The 15008-nt window shown below is 70.8% G+C and carries 10 protein-coding genes; 1 reads left to right on the top strand and 9 read right to left on the bottom strand.

Annotation, left to right across the window (positions count from 1 at the left end; all coding sequences use genetic code 11):
* Positions 1 to 64: 64 nt before the first annotated feature.
* The 8 genes from OHA68_RS21425 to OHA68_RS45345 form a co-directional block, all read right to left on the bottom strand.
* Positions 65 to 4420, bottom strand: coding sequence for an FtsK/SpoIIIE domain-containing protein (locus OHA68_RS21425; RefSeq protein ID WP_327109211.1), 4356 nt, complete (start codon positions 4418 to 4420; stop codon positions 65 to 67).
* A gap of 82 nt (positions 4421 to 4502) precedes the next feature.
* Positions 4503 to 4796 (bottom strand): WXG100 family type VII secretion target, encoded by a 294-nt coding sequence (locus tag OHA68_RS21430; protein WP_327109212.1) that lies wholly within the window; start codon positions 4794 to 4796, stop codon positions 4503 to 4505.
* A 166-nt stretch (positions 4797 to 4962) separates the two neighbouring features.
* A complete protein-coding gene (locus OHA68_RS21435) occupies positions 4963 to 6810 on the bottom strand; it encodes a putative T7SS-secreted protein (RefSeq protein ID WP_327109213.1) in 1848 nt (615 codons plus the stop codon).
* 1539 nt (positions 6811 to 8349) lie between these two features.
* The gene (locus tag OHA68_RS21440; protein ID WP_327109214.1) at positions 8350 to 9003 is read right to left on the bottom strand and encodes a sigma-70 family RNA polymerase sigma factor; all 654 of its coding nucleotides are present in this window, start codon (positions 9001 to 9003) and stop codon (positions 8350 to 8352) included.
* A gap of 619 nt (positions 9004 to 9622) precedes the next feature.
* Entirely contained in the window at positions 9623 to 10051 is a 429-nt protein-coding gene (locus OHA68_RS21445; RefSeq protein WP_189138641.1) for a hypothetical protein, read from the bottom strand.
* Positions 10052 to 10310: 259 nt separating this feature from the next.
* The gene (fmdA, locus tag OHA68_RS21450; RefSeq protein WP_327109215.1) at positions 10311 to 11558 is read right to left on the bottom strand and encodes a formamidase; all 1248 of its coding nucleotides are present in this window, start codon (positions 11556 to 11558) and stop codon (positions 10311 to 10313) included.
* A 63-nt stretch (positions 11559 to 11621) separates the two neighbouring features.
* Positions 11622 to 12284 carry an AmiS/UreI family transporter gene (locus OHA68_RS21455; protein WP_327109216.1) on the bottom strand — a complete coding sequence of 221 codons (663 nt, stop codon included), beginning with the start codon at positions 12282 to 12284 and terminating at the stop codon, positions 11622 to 11624.
* Between the two features lie 43 nt (positions 12285 to 12327).
* On the bottom strand, positions 12328 to 12603 hold the full coding sequence (locus tag OHA68_RS45345; protein WP_407674478.1) for an FmdB family zinc ribbon protein: 276 nt from the start codon (positions 12601 to 12603) through the stop codon (positions 12328 to 12330).
* Positions 12604 to 12886: 283 nt separating this feature from the next.
* Between OHA68_RS45345 and OHA68_RS21460 the strand changes: the two genes are divergently transcribed.
* The gene (locus OHA68_RS21460) at positions 12887 to 14416 is read left to right on the top strand and encodes a hypothetical protein (protein ID WP_327109217.1); all 1530 of its coding nucleotides are present in this window, start codon (positions 12887 to 12889) and stop codon (positions 14414 to 14416) included.
* Between the two features lie 21 nt (positions 14417 to 14437).
* Here OHA68_RS21460 and OHA68_RS21465 read toward each other — a convergent pair whose 3' ends face one another.
* Positions 14438 to 14860 carry a nuclear transport factor 2 family protein gene (locus OHA68_RS21465; protein ID WP_327109218.1) on the bottom strand — a complete coding sequence of 141 codons (423 nt, stop codon included), beginning with the start codon at positions 14858 to 14860 and terminating at the stop codon, positions 14438 to 14440.
* Positions 14861 to 15008 lie beyond the last annotated feature (148 nt).

Genomic DNA, 15008 nt, shown 5'->3' on the forward strand with positions numbered 1-15008 from the left:
GATGGGGGCCGGCGGGCCCCTACGACGTAACCCGTGGTGGGGGCCCGCCCGGCCCCCACCGGCCTCATCCCTCGATCCGCGTCTCCGGAACCTGGACCGTCCGCAGCGTGCCGTCACCCAGATGCAGATAGCCCCGGCCCAGCTGAGGCGCCTGGCCGATGACGCCGCGCGAAAGCCGTACGCCCAGCAGCTCACCCTCGGTGATGCTCTGCGGGGAGAGCAGCAGCCCCGTCCGGTTGCGCTTGACCTGCCCGATCCAGCCGGCCAGCCCGAGAGACATCGCCTCGGCGTTGCCCCCGGCGACCAGCCCCCAGCCGTTACCCGCCGCGCCTCTGGTGAGCGCCACCAGGTCCGGGCTGATCTCGGACTGCATCAGCAGCTCGGCATCGTCGATGAGCACGACGCCGGTGTCCTCGGGGATCTTCCGCAGCGCCTCCCGGAAGTCGCCCTGACCGACGTCCGGGTCCGTGATGACGCCGGAGACGCCGGGGAGCCCGGCCAGGTCCCGCAGGGGTGAGCGGCGCGGCGCGAGCACGAGCAGTCCCGTCCCCGCCTCCAGCAGGGACCGGGCGATGGCGGCCAGCGCCGTGCTGCGGCCCGACCGGGGTGGGCCCGCCACCACGAAGGTCGGCACCTCGGTCAGGTCCGGGCCGACGATAGCGAGCGTGTCGCCGGAGACCCCGACGATCGGCCGCATGGGCACGGCCTCGCCCGGGCCACGCAGCGCGCGGGCGTCGGCGTAGGAGATCCGATCGGGCAGTACGTCCAGGCGCATCGGCCGCCGGTCGGCCGGCACGCCGCTCTCCCGCGTGGTCAGCGCCTCGCCGAGCCCGGTCAGGACGAGTGCCTGCCCGCCTCCGGAGACGTCGCGGCCGAGCACGGCGATCTGCACCTCGCTCATGTCCCGCGCCCGGATGCCGCGGCCCGGAGGCAGCTCCTCGGGCACGTCCCGCGCGTTGAGGCCGACCGCGGAGTAGTCGGTACGGTCGTTCATCCGCAGGACGATCTTGTCCTCGGTGGTCCCGGCGAAGCGGCCGGAGCCGAGCACGCGGTCGCCGGCGAGCACGAGATGGATGCCGACACCGGCGCCGTCCCGCATCAGGCGGAGCATCCGCTCCAGGTAGCTGCCGTTGTCGAAGGTGGCGAACTCCCTCTCGAACACCTCGAACCGGTCGACCATCAGCATGAGGTGCGGCGGCCTCTCGCCGGGCGGGAGCAATCCGCGCAGCTCGGCCAGGTCGGCCACGCCGCGCCCGCCGAGGAGCGCCTGCCGCGCGGCCAGCTCCGCGCCCAGCCGGTCGAGCAGCCGGCCGAGCCGCTCCACCTGGTTGCGGTCGACGACGGCGCCGCAGTGCGGGAGCGAGGTCAGGGCGTTCAGCGCGCCGTTGCCGCAGTCGATGGCGTACAGGTGGAAGTCCTCGACGCTGTGCGCCTGGGACAGGGCCGCCGCCAGGGTGCGCAGGGCCTGCGACCGGCCGGTGCGCTGGGAGCCGATGATGTGCAGGTGGCCCGAACGGTCCAGGTCGAAGGTGAGCTCCTCGCGGCTCTGCTCGGCGGGCAGGTCCACCAGGCCGTAGCCGACGGGACCGGACCCGTCCGCCGCCCGCAGCTCCGACACCTGGACCAGCTCCGGCAGCGCCGGCAGCCACGGGCTGGGCTGGCGGCCGATGCCCGCGCTCTCGGCGGCCCTGGCGACGGCCCCGGCCAGGACGGCCAGGTCGGTGACGGCGCCCTGGCTCGGCCCGCCACCGTGCTCGATGCGGCGCATGATCGGGCCGCCGACCTCCTTCCAGCCCACCTCCATGACGCTCACCGGAGTGACGACCGAGGTCTCCGCGCGCTCCGCGGGCCGCCTGCCGCCGACCCGGCCGGCCTGGAAGGGCAGCAGGGCGCTGGGCCCCAGCCGCGCGTACGCTCGTCCGGGCGCACTTGAGGAGATCTCGCCGGCGTCCGGGGCGTCGATGATGTCGCGGCTCTCGTTGGTGTCGGTGGTGCGCAGGGCGATCCGCAGGTTCGTGTTGGCGCGGATGTCCCCGGTCACCGCGCCCGACGGCCGCTGGGTGGCGAGCACCAGATGGATGCCCAGGGAACGGCCTCGCTGGGCGATGTTGACCAGGCCGGCGACGAAGTTGGGCAGTTCGCGCACCATCGAGGCGAACTCGTCGATGACGAGCAGCAGGCGCGGCAACGGCCCAAGGGCCGCCCCCCGGTTCCGCTTGTCCTGGTAGTCCACGAGGTCCTTGGCGCCGGCCACGGCCAGCAGGTGCTCGCGGCGCCGGAGCTCGGCCCCCAGGGAGATCAGCGCCCGCTCGACCAGGTGCGTGTCCAGGTCGGTCACCAGGCCGACCGTGTGCGGCAGGTCCGCGCACTCGGCGAAGGCGCTACCGCCCTTGTAGTCCACCAGGACGAAGGTCATCTCGTCCGGCCGGTTCGCCACCGCGAGCGTGGCCACCAGCGTCTGGAGCAGCTCGGACTTGCCCGAGCCCGTCGTGCCGGCGATCAGGGCGTGCGGACCGTCCCGGACCAGGTCGACCGCGAAGTCGCCGTCGTATCCGGTGCCCAGCACGGCCCGGGTGCTGCGTCCCGACACCGCCCAGCCGGCGGTGATCACCTCGGGGGTGGGCGGCTCGACGCCCAGGATGTCCAGCAGCCGCACGGCCTTGGGCAGCGCGGCGTCCTCGGAGTCGCCGACGCCGCGCAAGGGGGCCAGCGAGCGGGACACCTGCTCGTACCAGTCCGCGCGGGGGGAGTCAGGACGTACGCCCGTCATCAGCGCGGCGCCGCTCACCCGCACGTCCAGGCCGCCCACTCCGGGCGCCACGACCGCGCCGCACTCCTCCGGGAGCAGCCTTTCCTCCCGTTCCAGGCAGATCGTGTAGACGCCGACCGACGGCCCCTCGCGCAGCAGCGCCACCACACCCGGCAGCGACCGCACCCGGCGGGCGTTCTCGATGACGACCAGGATGTCCGGCATGCCGGCGACCCCGCCGCGCGGCGCCTTGCCGCCCAGCGCGAGCCGGCTGGCCACCAACTGGCCCAGCTCACCCACCCGCCGGGCCACCGACTCCGCCGTGGTGCCGATGAACAGGTACGCGTCCTCGCTCTGCGCCTGCGCGTGCGGCAGCCAGCGGGTCCAGGACCACGCCCGCTCGCCATCGGCGGACGTCAGCACGCAGATCCGCAGGTCCGCCGGGTTGTGCAGCACCGCCGCCTGGGCCACCATCCAGCTGACCAGCGTCGCGGCGCCCTCCCCGGCCACCCCGACCACGCCGCTGCTCCTGATGGACACCGGGACCGGCACTTCGATCAGGTCGGGCGTGGTCTTCCTCCGGTGCTCGTCGAGCGCCGGGTCCTCAACGGTGATCGACGACGCCACATCCGCCGTGCCGACCCGCACGTCGAGGAAGTCCGTGTCCCGCCAGCGCCGCTCCCACAGCCGCTCCGACGGCTGCGAGGCCATCCGGAGCAGCGACGCCGGATCAGGAAAGGACAGCCGCCGGTTGTGCTGCTCCATCAGTACGGCCGTCGAGACGTCCGCGCGCACCCGCTCCAGGGCCACCTGGTGTTCCTTGAGCCGCTCCTGGTAGCTCACCTGGTTCTGCTTGCGGCCGCCGAACTGGGTCAGCAGCGCGCCGAGGGGGGAGATCAGGGCGAGGAAGATGAACGACCACCGTCCCGTCACCAGGATCGCCACGATGGCCCCGGCCACGGGCACCAGCAGAATCGGCAGCAGCGGGATGGCACGCTTCTCCGGCTTCGCGGGCTCCGTCGGCAGCCGGAACTTCAGGGCCGAGGAAGCGGGCACGAACCGGGGCGGGCGGTTGAACTCCAGCCCCAGACCGTCCGCCGCCCGGGTCAGCGGGGCCCGCGCGGGCATCGTGGTGGACAGCTCCAGGAGGTTGCCGCCCACGTCCAGCTGGCTGCCCTCCGGCCAGTCGGCCGCTCCGGACAGCGCCTCACCGTCCAGCTGCGCGCCGTCAACAGGGGTGAGCAGGACCGTGGCGTCCACCCGTACGACGATGCGGGCCGCCTCTTCCGGGGTGCCGTCGCCCAGGTGCACCCGGCAGGCCGGTCCGCTCCCGATGTCGTAGTGGCCGGGTGGCAGCTGGTAGATGGTCCCCGCGCCGGGGCCGCTGACGATCCGCAGCTCCACCGACCCCTCGGACACCTCCTCCGCCGGCAGCGGAACGCCGAGCCCCAGGTCGACACCGTCCCGCACGCCTGCGGCGTACAGGGTCGTCTCGCCGTCCAGAGGCTCCTGGCCGAGGTAGAGCGGCGGGACCGCCTCCGCGCGGCCGGCGGGCACCAGGACGCGCGCCAGCTCCGCGGCGAAGTGCCCGACGCTGGTGGACGGCTCGGCGTCGACGACTACGGCCGTCGGCTCGGTGTGTGCGTCACGGACGCTGACATTTATCCGCACGGTTCCCTCCAGGCGGTGATGAGATGCGCGGCCGTGAGGTCGGCACGCGGAGGTGGTGGCCGGCGGCCGGCCACGGTCGGGGTCAGCCCAGGTTGGAGCCGAGCTGCTCGTCCGCCTGCTGGAAGGCGTCGCCGACGGCCTTGACGTACTGGCCGATCCCCTGCAGGCCCTCGTTCACCTGCTCGAACCCCTTGGCGAACTCATCGAAGAACGGCTGGAACTTCTGCTGCGCCGCCGGGGTGCGGTACCCCTGGGCGAGCAGGGCCTCCACCTTGCTGCGCACCTGGGTGAGCTTGTCCTGGAGCTCGGCGAAATCGTTGAGCAGGGCGGCGGACGTCGACGCGGTCTCATCGGAATTGACGGCGAAATCGGGCATGGAACTCTCCTTGCTCTTTCAGGAACGGCGGGCGTCGGTCGACGTCCGCCCGGTGACACGAGCGCTTGCTGTCGGTGAGCGCGCGACTCGCCAACCCGGGGCCTACCGTGACGGTGGCGCATCCCGGGACGTCGGTTTCCGCTGCCGATGGCGTACGGCACGGTGATCAGGGTGATCCACCGGCGGGCTTCCCTTGCGTCCCGCTCGTGTCCGCCGACCCCGGGGGCTGCGACGGAGTCGCCGGCGCATCGGGATCGGACGCGGCCGAGTTTCCCGACGGCGAGACGTTCGCGGCCGGCGCGGGCGTGGTCACCGTGGACGGGACAGCCGGATCCGGTGCGGGGGAAGTCCCCGTCGACGGCACGGCGGGAGCCGGAGCTGGCGTGGAGCCAACCGGTGTGGCGGGAGCCGGTGTGGAGGCAACCGGCGTGGTGGGAGCCGGTGTGGTGGGAGCCGGGGTAGCGGGGGCCGGTGTGGACGGAGCCGGGGCCGGATCGGACGGCTTACTCGAGCCCGGGGTCGATGAGTCTGGGGTGGATGGGCCTGCGGTGGCTGGGCCCCCCGTGGCCGGGCCTCCAGTGGTCGGGCCTCCGGAGCCGGGGGAGGGGGTCGTACCGCTGGGGAGGGAGCCCTTGTTGGGGATTCCGTCGGCCAGTTGCCTCGCACCGCCGGAGCCCGGGGTGCCCGCCAGCAGGTTCTGCCCCTCGTGCAGCAGGGCCTCGTTGAGGCTCGATCCCTCGCTGACCGCCACGCCGACCTTCGTACCGGCGACGATTCCCTCTTTGCCGAGGTTCGTGGCCAGGTCGGCGCCTCTCTCCAGGAGCTCGTTGCCCTCCACGGATTCCTTGACCTTGTTGATTCCGGTGCTGTCCCCGACCTTGTCGAGCGTGCTGCCTTTCTTGATGCCGCTGAAGAACGCGCCACCGCCGGTCAGCGCGCCGCCCACCGCCGCCCCCAGAAGCAGGTTCTTCGCGGTGATCTCGTCGCCGTTGAGCTTCCGTACCACGGCTTCCTCGCCGACGCGGGCGGCGAAGTCGCCGACGGCGGCGACGCTCGCCCGGCCCGCCCTGTTGTCCAGCACGACGGAGACCACTCTGAAGTTCTTCAGCGTGTCCTTGATGCTGGAGATCTTGCCGGCCGCGGTGGTGAAGAATCCGCCCGCCTTGCCGAACAGCCGGCCCAGGCTGGGCAACGCCCTGCCGATCCCGCCCACGGCGTTGCCGCCCAGCTTGAAGAGCGCGACTCCGGGGATGAGCGTGACGATGCCGAGAAGTAAGTCACCTAATCGGATCTCGCCGTTCTGCCCGAGAACCACCTGGGTCAGGACGAAGACCAGGGCCCCCAGGGCCAGCCCGATCACCGGGAAGAAGATCGACACAATGGCCACGAGGGCATTGATGATGATCTGGACGAACGGGAAGTCCTTGAAGAAGTCCCCGATCTTCTGGAAGAAGTTCCGCTCGGGGATGGCGTTGGCCGCGGCGGCGTCGAGGTCGGCCGAAGTACGTGCGGATGCCTGCTCACGCAGGCTGCGGGCGTCTTCGGCCATCCTCCTGGCGGCGCTCAGGGCCGACTGCGCCGCGTCGATGTCGTTCTGCTGCCCACGGGCCGCGTCGCGCTGCTCGCCGGTGGCATCGGCCGGAAGCTCCGGCAGCGTACGCGTCGCCGTGGCGGCGACCGCCAGCGCGTTGTCCATGGCGGTGTCCACCTGGCCCTGCGCGTCTTCCAGTTGCGTGGCGTAGGTGTTGTAGGCGCGTACGGCGGCCTGGAAGGACTCCGCGGTCTTCGACAGCTTGTCGGGCAGGCTCTCCAGCGCCTCGCGCAGTTTGTCCATGGCTTCGCCCTTGCCCTGCTCGACGGCTCCCCCCTGACCGAGGATGCCGAAGGCGATGGCGGCCTGGTCGCCTATCGCCGCGTAGCGGGTCGCGAGCAGCCTGATGCCGTCCGGATCGCCCGGCGTGGGGTCCTGCGACATGCCGATGACCTCGAAGCCTGAGGTGTGCCGCCGCGCCACGTCGCCTCCGTCTGCCGTTCGTCGCCCGCATACTGTGGCCAACCACTACACGAGATCATCGGGATAAAGGGTTCACCGAAATTCCGTTTGGCGCCGTACCGAACCTTTTCGGCCGCGATCTCGTGTGCCGGGTGAGACATGTCGAGGTTCGGAACGCTCGTTCCCGGCGGTCACCCAGGTGACAGGCGTGGCCGGCGGCTGAGAGAGGGTAGTGGGGCGATGATGCGGAGCGGTGGGTACGCCGTCCAGCGGCGGTGGAGCTCGCGCGTGACCGTCGCTGTGCTGTTGATGGTGTGCGCCCTGTTCTGGGCCGTGCCGCCCGCGTCGGCGAGCCCGCCCCCGGCGGACGGCGAGACCCTCACGAAGGTGTACGTGGTCAAGCCGCCGCAGGACGGCGGCGCTCCGGAGATCCTGCGGTCGATCGCGGAGCGCACGCTGGGCGATCCGGGCAGGTGGGCCGAGATCTTCGCGCTCAACGAGGGCAAGGCGCAGAGCGACGGCGGCGTCCTCACCGATCCGGCCGATCTTCGCCCGGGCTGGATCCTGCGGCTGCCGAAGGACGCGAGCGGCCCCGACGTGCAACTGGCTCGTGACACCGCCGCTCCCGCCGGCACGCCCACCTCCGCCCCGGCCGAGACCCCCGCCGATCCCCCCGCCGAGACCGGTGCCGAGACCCCCGCTGGGGACACCTCCGCGCAGCCGCCGGCGGACGCCGTGCGCATCCCGCTCGCGGCGGTGCTCGCCGTGGTGGGGGCCGTCCTGCTGGGCCTGCTCACGGCCGCCGTGCTGGCCAGACGCCGGCTGGGCAGCGCCGCCCGCGCGGTCGGCCGCGTGCTGAACCGGCTCGGAGATCCGGCACGGCGCGCGCGCAGGCTCCGCTTCCGGCGCGCCCTGATGGCGGACTTCGCCGGCGACAGGGACACGCCGATGCGCGCCGCCCGAGCGGTGGCCGACCTCGCGGCGAGGCTGCCGGAGACGCGGGATTCGGTGCACGCCGTCATCGCCGGCCCCGAGGACGTGACGGCGCTGCTGGCCACCACGGCGGCCCAGGCCCAGGCCCCGGTTCCGTGGGAAGCGGTGGGCCCGTCCCGCTGGCGCCTTTCGCCGAACCAGCATCCGGTGGCCGCCATCCGCACGAACCCGGCCCCGGGGACCGCCCCCACCCAGGCCTTCCTCGTACGCGCCGGTGTCTCCGACGACGGCGACCAGCTGTTCGTGAATCTGAGCCGGCTCGACGGGGTCCTCAGCCTCACCGGCGACGGCACGGTGGCCCGGGACGCGCTGCATGCCCTGCTGGACGGCATCCTCCGCACGCAACCCGAGCTTCCGGTGGCGATTCTGGACGCACCGGGCGACGCGGGTGTCGCCCTCCCGGCGGGCACGATGCGGGTCGACGCCGCCGAACTCCTCCAGCAGTCCCCGCCGTCGTTCTCCGGCATGCCGGACGGCGGTGGCACCCTGAAGGTGATGGCCCGGTCCCGCACGCTGCGCGGGCTGATCGTCGTCCCTCATGCTCCGACGTGGCAGGAGACGGAGCGGCTACTCGCCGTCTGCGACGCCGCCGGGCTCGGCTGGACCGGCCTCGTCTGCGGGGAGGTCAGCGGCGCGCACTGGCGCTGGCACGCGGAGAAGGACGGCAGCGTGACCATCCCCGTCCTGGACGTGAACGTCACCGTACCGGCGATCGGATGACGCCTTGTCCGGCGCCAGCGCCTTGCGGAGGGTGTCACGTGCGTAGTGGTTGCGGGACTTGGCCGTGCCGACGGGGATCCGGAGCGCCTCGGCCGCCTCGCGCACGGTCCTGCCCTGCATGTAGACCAGATTGAGCACGTCCCGGTGCTCGGCGGACAGGGTGCCGAGCACCGTTCCCACGAGCACGGAGGCCACCACGGCGTCCGCGTGGTCTCGCTGCTCGGCCTCCTCGTCGGCCGGTTCCAGCGACTCCCACCGGGCGACTCCGGTGCGGGACCTGTCGATCACGATGTTGCGGGCCACCTTGAGCAGCCAGCCTCGCACCGATCCCTCTCCGTCGCGGAGCCGCTCCGCGTTCTGCCATGCCCGGATCAGCGTCTCCTGGAGGATGTCCTCGGACCCATGACGATCACTCGTCAGCTTGACCACGTATGCCAGGACGGCCTGCCCGTGCTCCGCGACCAGCAGGCTTAAGTATTCGTCCCGCCATGCGTCGTCCATCGAGTATTCACTGAACCTTTCCCGGTGGTCCATCGTCACGCCGCGTAGTTCTCCGGGGAGGCTCTGCTTCCTGCCTCCGGGAATGCGGGAAGCCCCTGCCAGAACTGGTCTTTACGAAAAGATCAATTCACAGCGAGAGGCTTCACTTTCCGTCCAGTATCGCCTATATCGCCGGGCTTTACGGCCGAACGGGCCCCTCCCGCGCCCGCCGCACCTGCTTCGGCAGCGCCGCCGGGACGGTCGGTAGCCGGAAGGGCCGGTGGGCGATGAGTAGCTCGCGGAGGGCCGTCATGGCGCTGCGGCGGTTTCTTGATGGTACCCGCGTCAGGCCGTTGAGCAGGGCCGATGCGCGCCGGAAGGTCCACGGCGGGCCGACTGCCGCGCAAGAGCGTCGACGTCCTCCGGCGGCGCGGGCGCAGGGGGCTGTGGTCACGCTGAGTGAGCGAATCTGGAGCAGGCGGAGGCCGGGACCAACTCAACGCGAGCTTGCTGCTCTGCCCGGTATATCGGCTTTTTGGTGGTTTCGTCCCTGCCCGCTCGCTCGCGCCGACCGGTTGGAGGCCGGCCTGAGGGGTTCGAGGTCAGGGCGGGTCCTATGTCGTGTCCGCCAGGTCGGGCGTCAGGGCGTGCCGCCGATGGCGCAGGCGCGGCAGGGCGGCTGTCCGCAGGTGCACTGCATGATGGCGTCGAGCACGTCATGGGTGTGATAGAGGCACTGGTCCCGGCAGGTGTGGCGGGGGACGAAGCCCGCCTGGATCTCGTCCGGCCACGGCTCGTGCCCCTCGCGGCAGCGGACGAATCGCTCAGGGTCGGACGCGTGCAGCCCCTGCATGCGGTCGCGGGCCTGGCTCTCCAGCGCCCCGGCCTCCTGCGCCATGGCCTTCAGTTGATCGGCGAGGGCGGAATACTGCTCGTCGCCGGTTCGCACCTGCGCGGCCCGCAGCGCCATCACCGCATTGGCCAGGAATCGATTGGCGTCCTGGAGATTTGTGGTGTGGTGCAACTGGATTCCGGTCACGCCTCGGACCCACACGGCGTCGTTCTGCATTGATCAACCTTTCGAACGGCAGGCGCGGCTCACGGCCGCGCTCGCGGTTGTCCGAAGGATAGCGTGATTTTTACCCGCATTTCGGCGCGGGCCGACCATGGTCATGCTTAGCGAAGTGGCGGAAAAAGTCCGTATCTACGCTGCTGTAGAGGCTTGTCGCGATAAAACGGCATCGAGCGAGACTTTAAGTGAAATTTGCCAATTCATGATGAACGGCGGGCCCGAGCGGGCCCGCCGTGGACGCCCCGGCGCTCTCCCCTCAACTCGTCACCGCGCACATCCCACGGTCCTGCCGCACGGGCCCTTCCATGTTCGGACGTACGTCGAAGTCGAAGATCGCGGTGGGCAGGTAGAGCGAGCAGCAGGCGTTGGGAATGTCGACGATCCCGCTGACCCGCCCTTCGATCGGCGCCGAGCCGAGGAGCAGATAGGCCTGTTCGCCGCTGTAGCCCCACCTCTTGAGATATTCGACGGCGTTGAGGCAGGCCCTGCGGTAGGCCACCGTCGCGTCGAGGTAGTAGTTGGTGTCGGTGTCATGGTCCACCGAGATCCCGATGAACGAGAGGAACTCGGAGTATCGCGGCTCCACATTTCCCGGCATGAAGAGCGGGTTGGTGGTGACGCCGTACTTCTCCATGCCGCCCTTGATGAGATCGACGTGGAAATCGATGTAGCCACCCATCTCGATGGCGCCGCAGAAGGTGATTTCCCCGTCGCCCTGGCTGAAGTGCAGATCGCCTCCGGAGAGTTTGGCGTCGCGGACGTGGACCGGGTAGAAGACCCGGGCGCCGCGGGTGAAGTTCTTGATGTCGTGGTTGCCGCCGTTCTCCCGCGCGGGCACGGTGCGTGCTCCCTCGGCGGCGATCTGCCGCGCCATGTCGCCGCTCGCGGTGCCGGCCAGCGTGTGCTCGGGCAGCGGTGGCAGACCGAGCGGCGGTACGCGTTGCGGGTCGGTGTCGATGAGCGCCTGCTCCCGGCGGTTCCAGGAGCTCAGCAATGCGGCCGACGGCGCGGTCCCGAAAAGACCCGGGTGGGTGATGCCGGTGTACCGAACTCCCGGCAGGTGACGAGAGGTCGCGACCTGACCGTGGAAATCCCAGATCGCCTTGTACGAGTCAGGGAAGTAGTCGGTCAGGAATCCGCCGCCGTTCTGCTTGGCGAAGATGCCGGTATAGCCCCAGCCCTGTCCTGGTGCGTCCCCGGCCTGCTGCGGCACCGCGCCGAGGTCGAGGATGTCGACGATGAGGAGGTCTCCTGGCTCGGCTCCTTCGACGCCGATGGGCCCGCTCAGCATGTGCGCGTAACTCAGATCGACATCCCGTACGTCGTTCGCGGAATCGTTGTTGCCGATCTGGGCGTCCGTCCACTCACGGCATTCGACCCGGAACTCCTCGCCGGGCCGTACCATTTCCGCCACGGGAACGTCCGGGTGCCAGCGGTTGTGCCCCGGGGTCGCCTGATCCTTCATCGACTTCGACTGGTCGACGCTGAAAACTACTTTCGGCATGACAGCTTTCCCCCTCCTGTGTCGATGACTCCCTTCGCGGTCGTTGTTGTCGCCTCACCCCCCTCACGTGCGGCGGAAGCGATGGGTGCGCTCCTCCAGTTTGGTCGGCTCCTGCGTTCCCGATGTTTCGCCGGCCGGTTCCCCGCCTCTCGTCAGCGGCCACAGCACGGCGAACACCACCACGCCGAAAACGGCGAGAACGATCGCGGTCAGGGTGCTGCTGACCCAGTATCCGGTGAGTGTCAGGAATGCCGGGATCGCCGCCGTGACCCAGCCCTGGATGGCCGCGACCCAGCCGGTGTACCGGGTGATCCGCGTGTTCTTCAAACCGAGCAGGACGAAGAAGAGCGCCCACAGGAAGGACCAGTAGAGCCAGATGACTCCGAAGGCCGGATCGCCGAGGAGCTGGAAGTTGGCGTAGGAATACCCGAGCGCCATGATGGCCACGAAGAGCGAGAAATAGCCGACCCCGGTGGAGTCGAATCCGCCGAGCAGATTGATCCCCACATAAAGATAGGTGAACCCGAAGAGGTAGAGCCCCGACGCGTTCAGGAGCGTGGCCGGGTCGCCGGGGTTGAAGACGATCAGCAGGGTCGGGGTGATCACTTGCAGGGCTCCGACGAAGAGATTGAAGATCCCTGCCGCGCGTGCTTCGACCTTTCCCAGGAGCATCAGGCCATTGATGAAAAGCACCGCGCCCACGTACAGGAGTCCGACGGCCCCCATGGACACACACCTCCTCGCGCCCGCGACGGGCGGTGGGGTTCGCTCAAGGCCGAGGCAGGCGCGACAGCGCCGGGTGCTGCGGTGTTCGCCACCGCGGCTCGGGGGCGCGCGTGACCACCTCGGGTGCTTCCTGACTCTTCTCCGCGCGGGTCAGCGCGGCGGACATCGCCGGGGACAGCCGCGCGAGGCTCGGCGCGGTGAAGACGCGACGCGCCGGCGAGCGGCACGCCGGGCAGTCGGCGACCGCCTCAGCGGTCCCTATCGGCAGGCGCACCTCGAACGGCCCACAGTCCGGACAGCGATACGCGTACGTCGCCATGGCGTCCCCAAGAAGATCCCGTCACTGACGTGCGGCGATAAGAGCCACACCTTCAGCACACTCCTGGGGTTGTCGTCATGTCAAACCGTCTGTCAGGACCATGGGCGGGCGGGAAACCCGTCGAACACGGCGGATGCGCGGCCAGAACTGATCCCGCACGCGGGAAGATGTGGCCGTAATTTTAGGGACTGACGCGGCCATCGGGCTTCGCCTCGTCATCACTTCGCATCCCTTGGGGCAAGTCCCCGCGCCCGCACGGCGGCCGGCGCTAACAAGGTCACCCATGGGAGTGTCGAGGTGGGTGCGGGCCGACCCCTGGCGGGCGCTGCTGATGCTGGTGGCCGCCTGTTACGGGCTGGTCCAGCTGGTCGCGGTGGGCCCCGGCATGGGGCTGGGATGGGACGAAACGGTCTACGTCAGCCAGGTCGATCCCCGGGTGCCCGCGGCCGAGTTCATCGCGCCTCGCGCCCGTGGGATCACCCTGATCGTCGCGCCGGTGACGATGGTGACGTCCTCGACGGATGTCCTGCGGGTGTACCTGTGCCTGCTGTCGGCGCTCGCGCTGTACGGGTCGTTCGGGACCTGGCTGCGGCTGCGTTCCGGAGCCGTGGTGCCGCTGGCCGCGCTGCTGTTCGGGTCGCTGTGGCTGACGCTGTTCTACGGCAACGAGGTCATGCCGAACCTGTGGGTGGCGCTCGGCGCGGTGGCCGCCGTCGGCTTCTTCCTGCGCTGCACACGACCGGACGCCGGTCGCGCTGACGTGGTGGAGCCGGACGGCGGTCGCGGTGCCGGGGTGCCGCCGGACGGTGGTCGCGTTGGCGCGGCGGGGCCGGACGGTGGTCGCGGCGCTCTGGTGGGGCTGGCGGTGTGTGTGGCGGCGGTGGGTCTGCTGCGGCCTCCCGACAGCCTCTGGCTCGTGCTGCCGCTGGCGCTCGCCCTGGCCTGGCCGGGACGGCGGCGGCTCTCGGTGCTGCTCGCCTTGGTCGCCGGCCTCGTCGTCGGCTGGGCGGACTGGATCGTCGAGGCGTACGTGCGGTTCGGCGGTCTGCTCGCCCGCTGGCACGCCGCCGGCGCCGCCAACGAGACCGGCCTGCACTTCTCCCTGCCCGACCACGCCCAGGCGCTGAACGGCCCGCTCCTCTGCCGGCCGCCCGGGGACTGCGGCCCCGCCGAGCCGTCCTGGGTGCTGTGGTGGAGCGCGATCCCGGTCCTCGTCCTGCTCGGCCTGTACGCATCCCGCCGGGCCGACTCCCTGCTGCCGGCCGTGGTCGCCGGGTCGCTGGCCGCGCCGTACATCTTCCTGGTCGGGTACGCGGCCCCCCGCTTCCTGCTGCCCACGTACGCGCTGCTGGCCTTCCCGATCGCGCACGGCGCGGTCGGGCTGCTGGGGCGCACGCGGGGGAGAGCCCCGAGGTGGGCCGTCGCCTGCCTGGTCACCGCGGGTTTCCTCGCGCACCTCACCCTGCAGGCCGGGACCTTGGGCGCGATCGTCGCCCCCCGGCTGGCCAAGCGGGAGGGCGACGCGCTGGTCGCGAGGGCGCTGGAGGGGCTGGGCGTCCGTCCTCCGTGCCTGGTGTACGGCGAGCAGGCGGTGAAGATCGCCTACCGGATGGGCTGCGCAGGGCACACCGTCCTGACCTGGCCGGGGCAGAGCGACCTGCCCGCGCCGGTACGCGACGCCGCGGCCGCGGGACAACAGGTCGTCGCCGTCGACCGGGGCCGCCCGGTGCCCGCACCGTTCCTCCTGACCTGGGAGCGACGGCACCTGCCGGACGTCCGGCCGGGACAGTGGTCCGCGTACGTCCCGCGCTGACGGGCGGGCCGCCCTCGTAGTTCAGGAAACACCTGGGTCAGCGGCGTCTACCTTGTCCAGATAAAACCTGCTGAAGATGAAACGGCCCTCGTGGGCGCGCAGGATGGCCACCCCGCAGGCCAGATGATCGTCCCCGTCCCGGGTCTTGCCGCTGAGCTCCCACTCGCTCCACACTTGGTCGCCGTCCACCACCGACTGCAGGACGGTCGCCTTCATGTCCGGGACATGCGCGAACAGGCCGGTCCAATTGGCCCGCACCCGATCCCGCCCGACGAAGCTCAGCCGCGGGTGGTGCGGCACCTCACAACGGTAGTCCTCGGCGAAACAGTCGGCCAGCGCGTCCAGGTCGTGCTCGTTGATGGCCCTTTCCATCCGGGCCAGAATCTCGGTGGCGTGCACACTTTTCTCCCCGCGGTCATGGTTGACGTGACGATCGTCAACCATGACAGCCCACCGCCAAGCAGTCGTGGCCCAACCCGTACCCCCTTCGGCTCACGGTGCCGGCAGGGCGCCCGCGCTGGGCCGGGGCCTGCCTGGTCGCGGCGGGTCTCAACCTGCAGGGCGTGACCTTGGGAGGTGGTGACACCCTGAC

It is taken from the genome of Nonomuraea glycinis, assembly GCF_035920485.1.
Taxonomy (GTDB): Bacteria; Actinomycetota; Actinomycetes; order Streptosporangiales; family Streptosporangiaceae; genus Nonomuraea; species Nonomuraea glycinis.

What these genes read in the sequence shown, in the direction of transcription:
- OHA68_RS21430 (WP_327109212.1), bottom strand. Translation starts at nt 4,796, where the DNA reads ATGCCCGATTTCGCCGTCAATTCCGATGAGACCGCGTCGACGTCCGCC.
- OHA68_RS21440 (WP_327109214.1), bottom strand. Translation starts at nt 9,003, where the DNA reads ATGGACGACGCATGGCGGGACGAATACTTAAGCCTGCTGGTCGCGGAG.
- OHA68_RS21445 (WP_189138641.1), bottom strand. Translation starts at nt 10,051, where the DNA reads ATGCAGAACGACGCCGTGTGGGTCCGAGGCGTGACCGGAATCCAGTTG.
- fmdA (WP_327109215.1), bottom strand. Translation starts at nt 11,558, where the DNA reads ATGCCGAAAGTAGTTTTCAGCGTCGACCAGTCGAAGTCGATGAAGGAT.
- OHA68_RS21455 (WP_327109216.1), bottom strand. Translation starts at nt 12,284, where the DNA reads ATGGGGGCCGTCGGACTCCTGTACGTGGGCGCGGTGCTTTTCATCAAT.
- OHA68_RS45345 (WP_407674478.1), bottom strand. Translation starts at nt 12,603, where the DNA reads ATGGCGACGTACGCGTATCGCTGTCCGGACTGTGGGCCGTTCGAGGTG.
- OHA68_RS21460 (WP_327109217.1), top strand. Translation starts at nt 12,887, where the DNA reads ATGGGAGTGTCGAGGTGGGTGCGGGCCGACCCCTGGCGGGCGCTGCTG.
- OHA68_RS21465 (WP_327109218.1), bottom strand. Translation starts at nt 14,860, where the DNA reads ATGGTTGACGATCGTCACGTCAACCATGACCGCGGGGAGAAAAGTGTG.